Genomic DNA, 14,750 nt, shown 5'->3' with positions numbered 1-14,750 from the left:
GTCACTTCCATAATCGACGCGACAGGGGCACCGCATGAACGAGACCAGGCCGGCCTTCCCACTCGAGCGGCCCTCGGGCTGCCCGTTCGACCCGGCCACCGGGTACGCCGAGCTGCGCGATCGCAAGGCGCCGTCGAAGGTGACCACCCCGGCCGGCGTCGACGCCTGGGTCGTCACCCGGTACGACGATGTCCGGACCGTGCTGCGAGACCCGCGACTGAGCTCGCGCAACGCGCCGTCCGAACACGTCGTCGTGGACGCGGAGCTCGACCGGGAGCTCGAGTCGGGGTCGATCCTGCAGAACGACGGCCAGGCGCATCGTCGGCTACGGCGGTTGCTGGCCACGGAGTTCGCGGTCAAGCGGATGGAGGCGTACCGGCCGCGGATCGCGGCGCTGGTCGACGAGCACATCGACGCGATGCTGGCTCACGGCGGTCCGATCGACCTGGTCGAGGCGTTCGCACTGCCGATCCCGTCACTCGTGATCTGCGAGCTGCTCGGCGTGCCGTACGAGGACCGCGAGCAGTTCCAGGAGCGCAGCGCCGTACTGGTGGCGATCGACACCGACCCGGAGAAGTCCTGGGCGGCCGTCGAGGGCCTGAATCAGTTCCTCGCCGGGCTGGTGCTGGCCAAGCAGGCCAAGCGGGACGACGACCTGCTGTCCCGCGTGATCACCCGCGGCGAGGAGCTGGGGGAGGACCTCACGCTCGAAGAGCTGGTGTCGATCGGCTTCACCCTGCTGATCGCCGGGCACGAGACGACCGCGAACATGATCGCGCTCAGCACCCTCGCTCTGCTCCGCGAGCCCGGCCAGCTCGCAGCGCTCCAGAAGGATCCCGATCTCGCGGTCACCGCGGTCGAGGAACTGCTGCGCTACCTCTCGGTCGTCCAGTTCGGCCTGTTCCGGCACGTCACGGACGACCTTCCGGCCGGCCCCGCGACCTTGGAGGCAGGCGACTTCCTGGTGGCGGCGCTGTCGGCGGCCAACCGTGACCCCGAAGTGTTCGAGAACCCGGACGAGCTGGATGTGACCCGCACCGGCTCGGCGCACGTGGCCTTCGGCTTCGGCCCGCACCAGTGCCTCGGCCAGCAGTTGGCCCGTGTCGAGCTGCAGGAGGTCTTCAGCCGGCTCTACGCGCGGATCCCGACCTTGCGGCTCGCTGTGCCGTTCGAGGAGATCAAGTTCAAGGACAACACCCTCGTGTACGGCGTACAGGCGTTGCCGGTCACCTGGTGAGGGCCGCTACAGTCGCCCGGTGAGCTCTGAACGCAAGATCCGGGTCGCGGTGGTGTTCGGCGGCCGCTCCAGCGAGCACGCCATCTCGTGCGTCACGGCCGCCAACGTCCTCCAGGCGATCGACCGGGACAAGTACGAGGTGATCCCGATCGGCATCAGCACCAGTGGTCACTGGGTGCTGGAGAGTGGCGACCCCGAGCGTCTGTCGATCAGCGACGGCAAGCTGCCGGAGGTCGACGTCACCGCGATGCCGGTGCTCTTCGGCTCGAACCGCGAACTCGTCGTGAACGCCCCCGGCGCGGTGCCGGACACGCTCGGCGAGGTCGATGTCGTCTTCCCGCTCCTGCACGGGCCGTGGGGCGAGGACGGCACCATCCAGGGCCTGCTCGAGATGACCGACATCCGGTACGTCGGCTCCGGCGTACTGGCCAGCGCGGTCGGCATGGACAAGCACTACATGAAGGTCGTCTTCGCCGCGGCCGGCCTGGCGGTCACGCCGTACGTCGTCGTCCGCGGTGCTCAGGTGGATCGGGCAGCGGTGGACGCGCTCGGGTACCCGGTGTTCGTGAAGCCGGCCCGCGGCGGATCGAGTCTCGGGATCAGCAAGGTGGACGGGCCGGACGAGCTGGACGCCGCCATCGCCGCTGCGCGGATCCACGACCCGAAGGTGCTGATCGAGGCCGCGGCGACCAACCCGCGCGAGATCGAGGTCGCCGTACTGCAGGGTCTGGACGGTGGCCGGCCCGAGGCGAGTGTCTGCGGCGAGATCACGGTCTCCGGTGGCGGGCACGAGTTCTACGACTTCGAGACGAAGTACCTGCCCGAGGGTGACGACTTCGCCGCGCTGTCGATCCCGGCAGCACTTCCGGACGAGGTGGCGGCACAGATCCGCGCGCAGGCCGTGACCGCCTTCGAGGCGATCGAGGCCGAAGGGCTGGCTCGGGTCGACTTCTTCCTCCAGGCCGACGGCCGGGTCGTCATCAACGAGATCAACACGATGCCGGGCTTCACGCCGAAGAGCATGTTCCCGTTGTTGTGGAACTACTCCGGCCTCGACTATCCGGCACTCGTCGACCGCCTGCTCACGCTCGCGATGACCCGGGAGACCGGACTGCGCTGATCAAGTACAGGGCTGATCACGTGCAGGGCGTGATCAGCTTGTTGTACTTCTTCACGACCTCGGAGACGTCGACGAGCGCGTTCGCCTCGGGGCGGTACTTCACCGGTACGGCGATCTCCAGGTAGATCGCCCGGCCGATCGTGGTGAAGATCGTGCCGTTCCCGACCTGTTTGGCGAACCAGCCGACGCCGTTCACCTCGAAACACTGCGACTGCGCCTCGGCCATCCCGGCCGGCGTGGCGACTCCGCAGGTCACCTCGATCGGCGGATCGCCGTACGCGGTGGTGAGCGGGCTGGCCGGCTCGGTCTTGCGGCGCTCGGCGTCGAGCACCGTGGCCGGCATCGCCTTGATCAGGGGCTCGCAGGCGGCCTCGACCTCCGGCGCCGGTGACGGCACGGGGACGGGCGTGGGGCCTGGGCTGCACCCGGCCAGCACGAGCAGGCCGAGTGCAGCGAGCAGAACTTTGCGCATCGGAGAAGCGGGCGGTTCCCGTCGGCTCAGATGTGGACGACAGGGCAGGTCAGCGTGCGGGTGATCCCCGGAACGTTCTGGACCCGGGCAACCACCAGTTTGCCCAGCTCGTCGACGTTGCGGGCTTCCGCGCGGACGATCACGTCGTACGGACCGGTGACGTCCTCGGCCAGGGTGACGCCCTGGACCTCGGCGATCTGCGCCGCGACATCGGCAGCCTTGCCGACCTCGGTCTGGATCAGAATGTAGGCCTGGACCACCACGTCGTTCTCCACTCAGTCGTCCTCAGCTGGGCACCGGCCACTGTACTGACAAAGGGCCGGGCGTACTCTTCGTTGCCCGGTCACGGTACCGCCTAGACTCCGTTCCGGTACATGGGAGGTCTGCTGACGTGACAGAGACGTTGGGGAGCACAGGTGAGTTCGGTCTCATCGAGGCCGTCACCAAGGGGCTGTCCACGAGTGCGGACGTCCTGGTCGGGCCGGGTGACGACGCGGCCGTGGTCGCCGCGCCCGACGGCCGGATGGTGATCACCACCGATCTACTGGTCGAGGGGCGGCACTTCCGCCAGGACTGGTCGTCGGCGTACGACGTGGGCCGCAAGTCAGCCGCGCAGAACCTGGCCGACATCGTGGCGATGGGAGCCCGTCCGACCTCACTGGTGATCGGCTTCGGTGCGCCTGCCGAGCTACCGGTCGCCTGGGTCCAGGAGCTCTACCAGGGGCTCGTCGACGAGTGCGAATTGGTGTCTGCGGCCATCGTCGGTGGCGACACCGTGCAGTCGGACAAGATCGTGATCGCTGTGACCGCCTTCGGCTCCCTGGAGGGACGTGCGCCCGTACTGCGGTCCGGTGCGCGGCCCGGTGACGAGGTGGCCGTCACAGGTCGACTGGGCTGGGCAGAGGCCGGCTATACCGTGCTGACGCGCGGCTTCCGCTCCCCGCGGACGGTCGTCGAGGCGCACCGCCGCCCACAACCGCCGTACGACGAGGGTCCGCGGGCAGCACGCGCCGGTGCGTCGTCGATGTGTGACGTGAGCGACGGACTGCTCGCCGACCTCGGTCACATCGCTGTGGCGAGCCGGGTCGTCATCGACGTGCACACGAAGGCGCTGGCGGTGCCGGAGCCGCTGCAGGCGGTCGCGGCGGCCACTGGGATCGATGCGATGAAGTTCGTGCTGACCGGTGGCGACGACCACGCACTGGTCGGGACCTTTGAGCCGGCCGACGTTCCGGAGGGCTGGACCGTCATCGGGTCGGTTGCCGAAGGCAATGAGGACCGTCCGGCCGGGACGGTCACCGTCGACGGAGCGCTGTACGCCGCCGAGGCCGGCCATACCCACTTCAGGAGCTGAGATGAACCGACCGCCACGCGTGCTCACGATCGCCGGCTCGGACTCCGGGGGAGGCGCCGGGATCCAGGCCGACCTGAAGGCGATGCTGGCCAACGGCGTGCACGGGATGACTGTGATCACCGCGATCACCGCGCAGAACAGTCTGGGTGTGCAGGGCGCGTGGGAGCTGCCGGAGGAACAGGTCCGGGCGCAGTTCCGCAGTGTCGTCGACGACATCGGTGTGGACGCGGTGAAGACCGGCATGCTGGCCTCGGCCTCGATGGTGCGCGTTGTGGCGTCGCTGCTGCGGACACTGCCGCCGTCGGTACCGGTGGTGGTCGATCCGGTCTCGGTGTCGAAGCATGGTGACGCGCTACTCGCTGCGGACGCCATGGACGCCGTACGGACCGAGGTGGTGCCGCTGGCGACTGTGCTGACACCGAACCTGACGGAGCTGGGTCCTGTCGCCGGTGTGACGTCTGGCGACCGCGAGTTGGCCGCCAAGACGCTGCTGGAGGCCGGTGCGTCCTGGGTACTCGTCAAGGGCGGGCATGATTCGGGGACGGAGTCGGTTGATGTCCTGCACGGCGCTGGGGTCCGGCGGGCCTACAGTGCGGTCCGGGCCGACAATCGGCACACGCACGGCACCGGATGTACGTTGGCCAGCGCGATCGCGTCCTACCTGGCACGTGGGTACGACGTCGAGAGTGCGGTCGGTGCGGCGAAGGAGTACGTGACCGGTGCGATCCAGGCCGGGTTCGCCCTCGGCGGCGGCATCGGTCCGGTCGATCACGCGTGGAGATTTCGAGGGAGTGGCAGTTGACGAAGCAGCCCCCGGTCGACGGGTACTGCGAGCAGTGCGGGTTCAACTACGACACCGGTGACCTGCAGGGCACAGTGACGCTGCTGGTCCGCCAGGCGGCCGACTGCAGCATGGCGCTGATCAAGGCCGCCGCGGGTCCGGACGCCAACGTCGTACGGCTGCGGCCGGAGCCTGAGGTCTGGTCGGCGATCGAGTACGCGTGCCACGTGCGCGACGTACTGGAGGTGCAGCGGCTGCGGATCGCCCAGTGTCTGGCCGAGGACCGTCCGGTGTACGCGCCGATGGACCGCACCGGCCGGGTCAAGCAGGCCAAGTACGAGCACCAGGACCCGATGGAGGTCGCGGCCGCGCTGGTCCGCTTCGCGAAGGAGTTCGGCGCCGCCGCTCGTGTGCTGACGCCGCCGCAGCTGGGCAAGCTCGGTCTGTACAATTACCCGGTGCGGATGCCGCGTTCACTCGGCTGGGTGATCCGGCACACCGCGCACGAGATCCAGCACCATCGGCACGACATCATCAGCATCCTGGCCAAGGTGGAGCCTCCGATCGTGCCCAAGCCGAAGCCTGAGGTGGCCGAGGAGACCGACTCCGAGACGGTGGAAGCGACTACCGAGTAGCTGCCCAGGTGGCGATCGCGTCTTCGGTCGTCAGATGGTCGAGAGCCAGTGCGGCGGCGCCTCGCAGCGGGCCGTCCGTCTGGTGGGCGGCCGCGAGGACAGGCGGGGGAGCAGTGCGGCGGAAGGTCATCAGGCCCTCCAGGAAAGTCCTGTCGAACAGTTCCTCCGCCGCTGCCCGCAGCGGTACGGCGAGTCCGCCCAGCGTGATGACATCCGGGTCATGGGCGTTCGCCAGTCCGGCAAGCCCGGCGGCGATCGCCGTGACCACCTGTTCGACCGCGCGGACCGCCGTACGGTCTGTGCGACGCAGGATCGCTTGCGTGTAGGCATGGGGGTCGTCGGGGTCGGGGTCCTGCAGGTGGCGGGCGAGCGCGCGACCGTCGATCTCCAGGTTCCAGCAACCACGAGCGCCGCACAGGCACTGCTGGCTGCGGTCGCCGAAGGGTGTGTGCCCGAACTCGCCTGCCGCACCGGACGCTCCCTGCACCGGTACGCCGTCGATCAGCAGCGTCCCGCCGATACCTGCCTCGATGATCAGGTGCAGCGCCGTACCGGCCCCGGCTGCAGCACCTGTACGCGCCTCGGCGACACCACTGAGCGTTGCGTCGTTGCCGACCAGCAGTTGTACGCCGGTGCCCGCTGTGACCGTGTTGAGGTCCAGCTCGAACCACTCCGGCGCCGAAGCCTGCAGTAGGTGGTTCTCACGCAGCGTCCCCGGTACGGCGAGGCCGACGGCTCGCAACCGATCGCCGTACTGGTCCTGCGCAGCCAGTACGGCGCTGTGCAGGTGACCGAGGACGACCTCAGCTCGCCGAGTGCGGTGCCGCCGATCGTCCTGGCTCAGGAAGGAGCCGTCGAGTGTGACGACCGCACTGCGCCAGTTGCTCTGCCGGAGGTCCAGCACGAGCGCTACCGGTCCGGATGGATGCGCCCGCAGCAGTGTGGTCGGCCGACCGCGCCGCCGGCTCGGTGCCGGGACCTCGGCGACCAGTTGCACCTCGCGGAGCTTCGCGGTGACCTCGGTCGCCGAACTGCTGCTGAGCCCGAGCGCCTGCGCCACGGCCGCCCGCGTGATCCCCGGCTCCCGGCTCACCCGGGCGAGGATCTCCGCGGCGGTCTGCCATTGTCCCCGGCGGCTACTGGTCATAACATTGTCCTACCTTATGCTCGGAGTACGAGTTTAATGGAGGGGCAGTGGGAATCCGGGACATCGCGGCCGTGCTGTTCGACATGGACGGGACGCTGGTCAACTCCGACGCGGTCGTGGATCGGAGCTGGAGCCGCTGGGCGGTCGAGTACGGGCTCCCGCCGGCCGAGGTGCTGGCGGTCGCGCACGGCAATCCGGCCCGGGCTACCGTCGCCCACTTCCTGCCTGACCTGACCGACGCCGAGCGTGCGGCCGCGGGCGCCCGCATCCTCGACCTGGAGCTCGACGACGTCTCCGATGTCGCGCCGACGCCCGGTGCGCTCGAGATCGTCGCGACGCTCGAGCGGCTCGGCCTGCCGTGGGCGGTGTACACGAGTGCGCCGGGGCAGCTCGCGAAGATCCGGCTCGAGGCGGCCGGCATCTCGCCCTCGATCCTGATCACCATCGACGACGTCGAGCGCGGCAAGCCCGATCCCGAGGGGTACCTGCGGGCGGCCGAGCTGCTGGATGTGCAGATCGAGCGCTGCCTGGTCGTCGAGGACACCGAGGTCGGCCTGGCCGCCGGGCGCGCGTCCGGCGCGACCACAGCCGGTCTGAAGGGCATCGCGGCTGACATCCGGCTGCCTGACCTGCACCGACTCGTCCAGCTGTTCACCGAATGAGCGCCCGGTCCGACCAGTTCCAGATCGGAGCTGCTCTCTCGTCGCTGGGCTTCCTGCTCGCCGGTCTCGGCGCGTGTATCGCCATCCTGGCCCGCGACCTCGATGAGCCCACCGGCCGGCTGGCGCTGCTCTCCTCCGCCTTCGCCGTCGGCCTGTTCATCGTCGCCGCGGTAGGTCCGGCGCTGCTTCGCTCCTGGTCGATCGGCATCGTGCTGCGGGTCGGGTCGCTCATCTGCGCCGCCGGTGGCGCGCTGCTCGCACTCGCTCCCGTGTACGCCGTCGTGGTCGTCGGCGGGCTGTGTGTCGGCCTAGGCGGTGCCCTGCTCGTGCTGGTGGCGCCCTTGATGCTGCACGGCGCTACGGCGGCCGCACAGCTGAGTCGCGTCAACGCGGTGGCCAGTGCTGCCGGCATTCTCGCGCCACTGACGATCGGGCTGATCGATGCGCTCGGCATCACCGGCCGGGCCGCGATGCTGATCGCCGTACCGCCGCTGCTGGTGCTGGCCACGCTCAAGGGCTCGGACTCCGTGCCGCCTCTGCTGTCCGAGGCTCCGTCCGGGCATGCGGTCGGGCGGGCTGTCGGCCTCGGCTGGCTGCGCGTCGTACTGGCTGTTGGGGTGGAGTTCTGCTTCGTCGTGTGGGCAGTGGCGCGGCTGGTCGACTCCGGGCTCGCTCTGGCCATCGCAGCGCTGCTGGGCACCAGCTTCCCGATCGGAATGGCCATCGGGCGAGCCATCGGCCCGGTCCACTGGCGCTCCGTGTCCCCGGTCGTCGTGGGCGGCAGTCTGGCGATCTTGGGCACGCTGCTGGTCAGTCTGCTCAATGCGCCCTCGCTGATCGCCATCGGCTTGGTCATCGCCGGTGTCGGTGTCGCTCCGCTCTACCCGGTCACCATCGCGGCCCTGGTCGCCATGCCAGGCCTAAGCCCAACCCGCCTGGCCGCCCTGGGCGCTCTGGCCTCCGGAACCGCCATCCTGATCACCCCAGCCGCCCTAGCGGCCCTGGCGCGCGTCATGGACCTCCGCCTCGCCTACCTGATCACGATCCCGCTCCTGCTGGCGCTCTTCGCGCTGAGCCGGACCGCCACGCCATCACAACTGAGCTCGGCGAGCGCGTCCCCGCGTGACGAGGTGCGCTCCCGCCGATTGTGATGGCCTGGGCGTCCGCCCTCAGACCGGTAGGCCGTAACTCCGCAGGAGGTCGACCAGCGTGTCGGTGCCGGTGGCCAAGTCGTAGACCTCGGCGTTGATGCCGATCGAGCGGGCGCCGTCGACGTTCACCTCGAGGTCGTCGAGGAAGAGCACCGACGACGCGGGCGCGCCGGTCGCGGACAGGATCGCGCGAAAGTACTCGGGGTCGGGTTTGCGCAGACCCAGGTCGCACGAATAGAACGACTGGTCGAACCAGTCGCCGTACGAGCGCTCGTCGTTCATGATGGCTCGCCGGTAGGCGTGCTGGTTGGTGGCCAGGTGACACTCGATGCCGGCCCGGCGCAGGCCCTGGATCAGCTCGACCACGACCGGCTCCGCCTCGAACCAGCTCCATGGCTCGAGCACCTCTTCGAGCGTCGCCTTGACGTTCCACCGCTGCATGACTCCGGCCACCGCGTCGCGGAACTCCTCCTTGCCCACCAGCGCCGGGTGCTCGGAGATCATCAGATCGGTGACGAAGACCTCGCCGTCCCCGTCGACGAACGAGTGCAGCCGCGCGGCCCAGTCGTGGGTGCCGCGCTGAACGACGCCATCGGCATCGAAGAGGACTGTGGTAATTGAGGGCGCCATGTCTACATCCTGTCAGTCGCACCCCTTGACCGGTTAAGCGGTATGCGCTTACCTAATGGCTACGTAAACATAGTTGGACACCTTCCGGCGAAAACCAACAGAAAGCGCCAGGTGAGGCGTATGCCGTTGAGCAGAAGGACGTTCCTCGCAGCTGGTGCCGCCGCCGCTGCCGCCGGGCTGACCGGCTGTGGTTCCCGCAGTTCGCTGGGTGCCGCGAACGAGTTGAGTATGTGGACCTGGGTCGGTTCGGTCAACGACGACCTGATCGGCCAGGCGGAGAAGAGCATCCCCGGGTACGACGGGCTGAAGCTCGCGATGACCCGGATCGGCAGCAACTACAAGACCAAGGTGCTGACCGCACTGGCCGGCAAGTCGCTGGTCCCGGACATCGTCGCGATCAACGACGACGTGGCGACGTACTTCCCGAACGCGGACCAGTTCCACGATCTGTACGAGCTCGGCGCGAAGGAGCGCGAGGCGGACTTCCTGCCCTGGAAGTGGAAACTCGGCGTCACCCCGCAGAACAAGATGATGGCCTACCCGATGGACACCGGCCCGACCGCGCTGTTCTACCGCAGCGACATCCTGGCCAAGGCCGGGATCGACGTCGATCCGGCGGCGATCGCCGGGCAGGCGCCGGACTGGGACACCTATATCGCCCTCGGCAAGAAGATCCAGCAGGCCGTGCCGGGATCGTCGATCACCGACAACGTGAACAGCATCTTCTCCTACCGGATGGCGCAGCAGCCGAAGCGGTACATGACCGCGGACGGCCAGTACATCGGCGACCAGGACCACGTCCGGGAGGCATTCGATCTCGCTGTCCGGGTCGTGAAAGAGGGGTTGTCGGCCAACGCGCAGGACGGCTCGACCGACGCGAAGGCGATCATCAGCAACGGCAAGCTGGTCGCGTTCATCGGCGCCGTCTGGTGGGCACAGCTCGGCCCGAAGAACGCGGCTCCGAAGACGAAGGGACTCTGGCGGGTGACTGCGTCTCCTGGTGGCGCCGGCAACCGCGGCGGGTCCTTCCTGGCGATCACGAAGTACTGCAAGAACCCCGAGGCGGCCTTCGCCTTCATCAGCTGGCTGGAGACGGCGAAGAACCAAGCGCAGGCGTTCCTCGACCCGGTGCTCTTCCCGTCCACGCCGGCCTCCTACACCGACCCGAAACTCTCCGGGCCGGACGAGTTCTTCGGCGGGCAGCGGATCGTCGACACCTTCGCCGAGTCCGCCAAGAAGTACCCCGGCGCGTACTTCTCGCCGTACGACTCGATCATCGGGTCGCCGCTCAGCGCCGAGCTGGTCAACGTCGAGACCGGCGGCAAGTCGCCGGACCAGGCGTGGAACGACGCGCAGCACCAGATCGAACGTGAGCTGACCCGGGCGGGGGCGATCTGAGATGGCTGTCAGCAAAGCCCTGCCCGCCGCCGTGTCCGCGGGCGAGGAGACCGAGGAGAAGCGGCCGAACCGGTTCCGGCAGGCCTTCCCGCAGTACGTCGCGATCTCGCCGTTCTTCATCCTGTTCGCGATCTTCGGCGCGTTCCCGATCCTGTTCTCCATCTGGATCTCGTTCCACTCCTGGGACGGCATCGGCCCGATGAAGTGGGTCGGGCTCCAGCAGTACAGCTACCTGCTCAGCGATCCGAAGTTCTGGCACACCATCGGCAACACGATGATCATCTGGGTGCTGTCGACGGTCCCGATGCTGCTGCTCGCGCTGGTGATCGCGAACGCGCTGCACAACGCCACCCGGTTCCGCACCTTCTACCGGATCGCGTACTTCATCCCGAACGTCACCTCGGTGGTCGCGGTCACGCTGGTCTTCGGCTCGATCTTCAGCAACAACTTCGGTCTGCTGAACGCCTTCCTGCAGTCGATCGGGCTCGGCAAGGTCGAGTGGCTGACGCAGCCGTGGGGGATCAAGGTCGCGATCGCCACCATCGTCACCTGGCGCTGGGTCGGCTACAACGCGATCATCTACCTGGCCGGCCTGCAGGCGATCTCGGCCGACGTCTACGAGGCCGCCAAGGTCGACGGTGCGAGTTCCCGGCAGACGTTCTGGCGGATCACCGTGCCGATGATGCGTCCGGTGATCCTGTTCACCGCGGTCACCTCGACCATCGGCGGGCTGCAGATCTTCACCGAGTCCCGGGTGCTGTTCGGCGACACCAACAACATCGGCGGTCCGGGCGACGCCGGCATGACGATCGTCTCGTACCTCTACCAGAGCGCGTTCATCAAGAACCAGTTCGGGTACGGCGCCGCGATCGGCTGGGCGTTGTTCATCCTGATCGTGCTGTTCAGCATCATCAACTGGCGGCTGATCGGCGGCAGCGACGCCGAGCGGCTGACGAGCCGGGCCAAACGCCGGGCGGACCGGAAGATCGCCGTACAGAAGGAGGCTGCTGATGACGCCCGCTGAGCGCTTGCGGATCACCGTCGGTCACGTCGTACTGATGCTCGGCGTCGTGGTCTCGCTGTTCCCGTTCTACTGGATGGTGGTGATGGCCTCCAACACCACGCCCGACATCTTCGCCTACCCGCCGAAGCTGCTGATCGGCTCGCACCTGTTCGAGAACATGGGCAAGGTGCTCGACAACGTCGACTTTTTCGGCTCGATGCTGCTCACGCTGATCGCATCGCTGTCGGTCACCGTGCTGGTGCTGTTCTTCGACTCGCTGGCCGCGTTCGCGTTCGCGAAGTACGAGTTCCCCGGCCGGAAGGTGCTGTTCGGCATTCTGCTGGCGACCTTCATGATCCCGGCCCAGCTGTCGCTGGTGCCGCAGTTCGTGACGCTGGCGCAGTTCGGCTGGATCGGTTCGCTGAAGGCGCTGATCATCCCCGGTGCCGCGAACGCCTTCGGCATCTTCTGGATGCGCCAGTACGCCGCGGGCGCGATCCCGGACGAATTGATCTCGGCGGCCAAGGTCGACGGCGCCGGCTTCTTCCGGCAGTACCTGACCGTCGGGCTCCCGGTCCTGCGGCCCGGGCTGGCGTTCCTCGGCATCTTCACCTTCATCAACGTCTGGAACGACTACCTGTGGCCGCTGATCGTGATGACGGACCCGAACCGGCTCACGCTGCAGGTCGCGCTCGACCAGCTCAACGGCATCTACGGCACCGATTACTCGATGGTGATGGCGGGAGCACTGATGAGTGTGATCCCGTTGATCGGTGTGTTCCTGATCGGGGCCCGCTCGTTCATTGCGGACCTCGCCGCCGGTGCGATGAAATTCTGACCTCACAACCCGAACGGACTTCTCTTGACTGACAGCAAACTCCGCTGGGGCATCCTCGGAACCGGGAACATCGCGTCCCGGTTCGCCGACCAGGTGCCGACGTCGCCGACCAACGAGGTGGTCGCGGTCGGCAGCCGGTCGCTCGCCTCGGCCGAAGAGTTCGGCGAGCGCTTCGGCATCCCGAACCGGCACGGCTCGTACGACGAGCTGCTCGCCGACAAGACCGTGGACGCGGTGTACGTGGCCACCCCGCATCCGCTCCACCCCGAGTGGGCGATCAAGGCGGCCGAGGCCGGCAAGCACGTGCTCTGCGAGAAGCCGCTCGCGATCAACCGGGCCTGGGGCGAGGCGATCATCGAGGCGGCGGTGCGCAACGACGTCTTCCTGATGGAGGCGTACATGTACCGCTGCCTCCCGCAGACCAAGCTGGTCGCCCAGCTGGTCCGTGACGGCGAGCTCGGGACCGTGCACCAGATCGAGGCGACCTTCGCCTTCAACGCGTCCTTCAACCCGACCAGCCGGATCTACGCCGACGAGCTCGCCGGCGGCGGCATCCTGGACGTCGGCGGCTACCCGGTCTCGTTCGCGCGTCTGATCGCGGGCGCCGCCACCGGCCTCCCGTACGCCGAGCCTGCCGCCGTCAACGCGGTCGGGACCGTCGGCGAGACCGGCGTGGACGAGTGGACCGCCGCGACGCTGTTCTTCGACGGTGGGGTCACCGCCCACGTCACGACCGGTGTCCGGCTCGGCGACCAGAACCAGGTGCGGATCGTCGGCAGCAAGGGCTACCTGATCGTCGAGGACCCGTGGTTCGGCGGCGACGGCAAGCCGACCCACGTCACCCTGCACAAGGTCGGTGAAGAGGCCCGCGAGATCTCCGCAGAGCCGGCGCTGATCTACGCGGCCGAGGCCGAGGCGGTCGCCGCCGCGATCTCGGCGCGGCAGGCGCCGGAGATGACCTGGGCCGACACCCTCGGCAACCTGACGGTCCAGGACGCCTGGCGGGCAGCGATCGGCCAGCAGTACTCGAGTGAGCGCGACGACGCGGCGGTTCCGACCGCGAGCGGCCGGCCGCTGACCAAGCGGTCCGACGCGCCTATGACGTACGGGTCGGTTCCCGGCCTCGACAAGCCGGTGTCGCGGCTCGTCATGGGCGTCGACAACCAGCGCAACCTGAGCCATGCCGCCACGATGTTCGACGACTTCGTCGAGCGCGGTGGGACGACGTTCGACACCGCCTACATCTACAGCGGCGGGTACGGCGAGAAGCTGCTCGGGCAGTGGATCAAGACCCGCGGCAACCGCGACGAAGTGGTTGTCATCGGCAAGGGTGCGCACACGCCGCACTGCGACCCCGAGTCGATCAACCGGCAGCTGGACGAGAGCCTCGAGCGGCTGCAGACCGACCACGTCGACCTGTACCTGATGCACCGCGACAACGAGGAGATCGCGGTCGGGGAGTTCGTCGACGTCCTCGACGAGCACTTCCGGGCCGGCCGGATCAAGGCGTACGGCGGGTCCAACTGGTCTCTGGAGCGGTTCGACGAGGCCAACGCCTACGCGGCGGCGAACGGCAAGCAGCCGTTCACCCTGCTGAGCAACCACCTCAGCCTCGCCCGGGCGTACGACGTACCGTGGGCGGGGTGCCGGCACGTGTCGGACGACGAGTCGCAGGCGTGGCTTCGGGAGCGGCAGGTCGCGCTCTTCCCGTGGTCGAGTCAGGCGCGCGGATTCTTCACCGGCCGGGCGAAACCGGAGGACCGCTCGGACGAGGAACTGGTCCGGTGTTTCTACTCCGACGAGAACTTCCGTAGGCTGGACCGGGCCCGCGAGCTCGCGACGGCCAAGGGAGTCGAGCCGACCGCGATCGCGTTGGCCTGGTTGCTGCACCAGCCGTACCCGGTGTTCCCGCTGATCGGGCCGCGGCACATCAGTGAGACACGGACCTCTACTCCTGGCCTGACCGTCTCGCTGACCGACGAAGAAGTGGCGTACCTCACTGCCTGAGGAGCGCCTGCGGACCGAATTGGTCGAGCCATCACACCCATGTAACATGGTTTGTCGGTGTCAAGACCCTGAACACGGAGAATCATGTCTAAGATTTGCGATGTCTGCGGCAAGCAGCCGATGTTTGGCAAGAGCGTTGCCCGTCTGGGTAAGGGCGCGATGATCCGGCGGGTCAAGGCGCGTACGCCCCGTCGCTTCAACCCCAACATTCAGCCGGTCCGGGCGATCATCAAGGGAACCCCGACCCGCCTGAAGGTCTGCACGTCCTGCATCAAGGCCGGCAAGGTCCAGCGCGTCCAGAGCTGAAGCCGACCC

At 68.1% G+C, this 14,750-nt stretch carries 16 protein-coding genes; 12 read left to right on the top strand and 4 right to left on the bottom strand.

What is annotated here, in order from left to right; translation table 11 throughout:
• Positions 1 to 34 precede the first annotated feature (34 nt).
• Positions 35 to 1,237 (top strand): cytochrome P450, encoded by a 1,203-nt coding sequence (locus tag ABZS29_RS32520; RefSeq protein ID WP_355467805.1) that lies wholly within the window; start codon positions 35 to 37, stop codon positions 1,235 to 1,237.
• A 19-nt stretch (positions 1,238 to 1,256) separates the two neighbouring features.
• Positions 1,257 to 2,357 (top strand): D-alanine--D-alanine ligase family protein, encoded by a 1,101-nt coding sequence (locus tag ABZS29_RS32515; RefSeq protein ID WP_355467803.1) that lies wholly within the window; start codon positions 1,257 to 1,259, stop codon positions 2,355 to 2,357.
• Positions 2,358 to 2,373: 16 nt separating this feature from the next.
• Here ABZS29_RS32515 and ABZS29_RS32510 read toward each other — a convergent pair whose 3' ends face one another.
• Positions 2,374 to 2,829 (bottom strand): DUF3515 domain-containing protein, encoded by a 456-nt coding sequence (locus tag ABZS29_RS32510; RefSeq protein ID WP_355467801.1) that lies wholly within the window; start codon positions 2,827 to 2,829, stop codon positions 2,374 to 2,376.
• 26 nt (positions 2,830 to 2,855) lie between these two features.
• Entirely contained in the window at positions 2,856 to 3,089 is a 234-nt protein-coding gene (locus tag ABZS29_RS32505) for an Lrp/AsnC ligand binding domain-containing protein (RefSeq protein WP_041290445.1), read from the bottom strand.
• A gap of 131 nt (positions 3,090 to 3,220) precedes the next feature.
• Here ABZS29_RS32505 and ABZS29_RS32500 point away from each other — a divergent pair, with 131 nt between their 5' ends.
• From ABZS29_RS32500 to ABZS29_RS32490, 3 genes are read left to right on the top strand one after another with little or no spacing between them, the layout of a single operon-like run.
• Positions 3,221 to 4,183: a thiamine-phosphate kinase gene (locus ABZS29_RS32500; protein WP_355467799.1), complete on the top strand. Its 963-nt coding sequence runs from the start codon at positions 3,221 to 3,223 to the stop codon at positions 4,181 to 4,183.
• A 1-nt stretch (position 4,184) separates the two neighbouring features.
• Complete coding sequence (gene thiD, locus ABZS29_RS32495; protein ID WP_355467797.1) at positions 4,185 to 4,985, top strand: bifunctional hydroxymethylpyrimidine kinase/phosphomethylpyrimidine kinase; 801 nt, start codon at positions 4,185 to 4,187, stop codon at positions 4,983 to 4,985.
• The gene (locus ABZS29_RS32490; protein ID WP_355467796.1) at positions 4,982 to 5,599 is read left to right on the top strand and encodes a DinB family protein; all 618 of its coding nucleotides are present in this window, start codon (positions 4,982 to 4,984) and stop codon (positions 5,597 to 5,599) included. The genes thiD and ABZS29_RS32490 overlap by 4 nt, the downstream gene beginning before the upstream one ends.
• Here ABZS29_RS32490 and ABZS29_RS32485 read toward each other — a convergent pair.
• Entirely contained in the window at positions 5,589 to 6,746 is a 1,158-nt protein-coding gene (locus ABZS29_RS32485; protein WP_355467795.1) for an ROK family transcriptional regulator, read from the bottom strand. The genes ABZS29_RS32490 and ABZS29_RS32485 overlap by 11 nt on opposite strands.
• A gap of 47 nt (positions 6,747 to 6,793) precedes the next feature.
• Between ABZS29_RS32485 and ABZS29_RS32480 the strand changes: the two genes are divergently transcribed.
• Entirely contained in the window at positions 6,794 to 7,408 is a 615-nt protein-coding gene (locus ABZS29_RS32480) for an HAD-IA family hydrolase (protein ID WP_355467794.1), read from the top strand.
• Positions 7,405 to 8,559, top strand: a complete 1,155-nt coding sequence (locus ABZS29_RS32475) for an MFS transporter (protein WP_355467792.1) — start codon at positions 7,405 to 7,407, stop codon at positions 8,557 to 8,559. The genes ABZS29_RS32480 and ABZS29_RS32475 overlap by 4 nt, the downstream gene beginning before the upstream one ends.
• Positions 8,560 to 8,577: 18 nt before the next feature.
• Here the strand turns inward: ABZS29_RS32475 and ABZS29_RS32470 are convergent, their stop codons facing one another.
• A complete protein-coding gene (locus ABZS29_RS32470; protein ID WP_355467790.1) occupies positions 8,578 to 9,189 on the bottom strand; it encodes an HAD-IA family hydrolase in 612 nt (203 codons plus the stop codon).
• Positions 9,190 to 9,309: 120 nt separating this feature from the next.
• Here ABZS29_RS32470 and ABZS29_RS32465 point away from each other — a divergent pair, with 120 nt between their 5' ends.
• From ABZS29_RS32465 to rpmB, 5 genes are all read left to right on the top strand, one after another.
• The gene (locus tag ABZS29_RS32465; protein WP_355467788.1) at positions 9,310 to 10,587 is read left to right on the top strand and encodes an ABC transporter substrate-binding protein; all 1,278 of its coding nucleotides are present in this window, start codon (positions 9,310 to 9,312) and stop codon (positions 10,585 to 10,587) included.
• 1 nt (position 10,588) lies between these two features.
• Positions 10,589 to 11,611 carry a sugar ABC transporter permease gene (locus ABZS29_RS32460; RefSeq protein ID WP_355467786.1) on the top strand — a complete coding sequence of 341 codons (1,023 nt, stop codon included), beginning with the start codon at positions 10,589 to 10,591 and terminating at the stop codon, positions 11,609 to 11,611.
• Complete coding sequence (locus ABZS29_RS32455) at positions 11,598 to 12,428, top strand: carbohydrate ABC transporter permease (RefSeq protein ID WP_355467784.1); 831 nt, start codon at positions 11,598 to 11,600, stop codon at positions 12,426 to 12,428. The genes ABZS29_RS32460 and ABZS29_RS32455 overlap by 14 nt, the downstream gene beginning before the upstream one ends.
• 24 nt (positions 12,429 to 12,452) lie before the next feature.
• Complete coding sequence (locus tag ABZS29_RS32450) at positions 12,453 to 14,435, top strand: aldo/keto reductase (protein ID WP_355467782.1); 1,983 nt, start codon at positions 12,453 to 12,455, stop codon at positions 14,433 to 14,435.
• Between the two features lie 84 nt (positions 14,436 to 14,519).
• The gene (gene rpmB, locus ABZS29_RS32445; protein ID WP_355467780.1) at positions 14,520 to 14,741 is read left to right on the top strand and encodes a 50S ribosomal protein L28; all 222 of its coding nucleotides are present in this window, start codon (positions 14,520 to 14,522) and stop codon (positions 14,739 to 14,741) included.
• Positions 14,742 to 14,750 lie beyond the last annotated feature (9 nt).

The sequence above is a fragment of the Kribbella sp. NPDC005582 genome, assembly GCF_040605415.1.
GTDB lineage: Bacteria > Actinomycetota > Actinomycetes > Propionibacteriales > Kribbellaceae > Kribbella.
This window is presented reverse-complemented; position numbering and strand designations above follow the sequence as displayed.

What these genes read in the sequence shown, in the direction of transcription:
- ABZS29_RS32520 (WP_355467805.1), top strand. Translation starts at nt 35, where the DNA reads ATGAACGAGACCAGGCCGGCCTTCCCACTCGAGCGGCCCTCGGGCTGC.
- ABZS29_RS32510 (WP_355467801.1), bottom strand. Translation starts at nt 2,829, where the DNA reads ATGCGCAAAGTTCTGCTCGCTGCACTCGGCCTGCTCGTGCTGGCCGGG.
- thiD (WP_355467797.1), top strand. Translation starts at nt 4,185, where the DNA reads ATGAACCGACCGCCACGCGTGCTCACGATCGCCGGCTCGGACTCCGGG.
- ABZS29_RS32485 (WP_355467795.1), bottom strand. Translation starts at nt 6,746, where the DNA reads ATGACCAGTAGCCGCCGGGGACAATGGCAGACCGCCGCGGAGATCCTC.
- ABZS29_RS32475 (WP_355467792.1), top strand. Translation starts at nt 7,405, where the DNA reads ATGAGCGCCCGGTCCGACCAGTTCCAGATCGGAGCTGCTCTCTCGTCG.
- ABZS29_RS32470 (WP_355467790.1), bottom strand. Translation starts at nt 9,189, where the DNA reads ATGGCGCCCTCAATTACCACAGTCCTCTTCGATGCCGATGGCGTCGTT.
- ABZS29_RS32465 (WP_355467788.1), top strand. Translation starts at nt 9,310, where the DNA reads ATGCCGTTGAGCAGAAGGACGTTCCTCGCAGCTGGTGCCGCCGCCGCT.
- ABZS29_RS32460 (WP_355467786.1), top strand. Translation starts at nt 10,589, where the DNA reads ATGGCTGTCAGCAAAGCCCTGCCCGCCGCCGTGTCCGCGGGCGAGGAG.
- ABZS29_RS32455 (WP_355467784.1), top strand. Translation starts at nt 11,598, where the DNA reads ATGACGCCCGCTGAGCGCTTGCGGATCACCGTCGGTCACGTCGTACTG.
- rpmB (WP_355467780.1), top strand. Translation starts at nt 14,520, where the DNA reads ATGTCTAAGATTTGCGATGTCTGCGGCAAGCAGCCGATGTTTGGCAAG.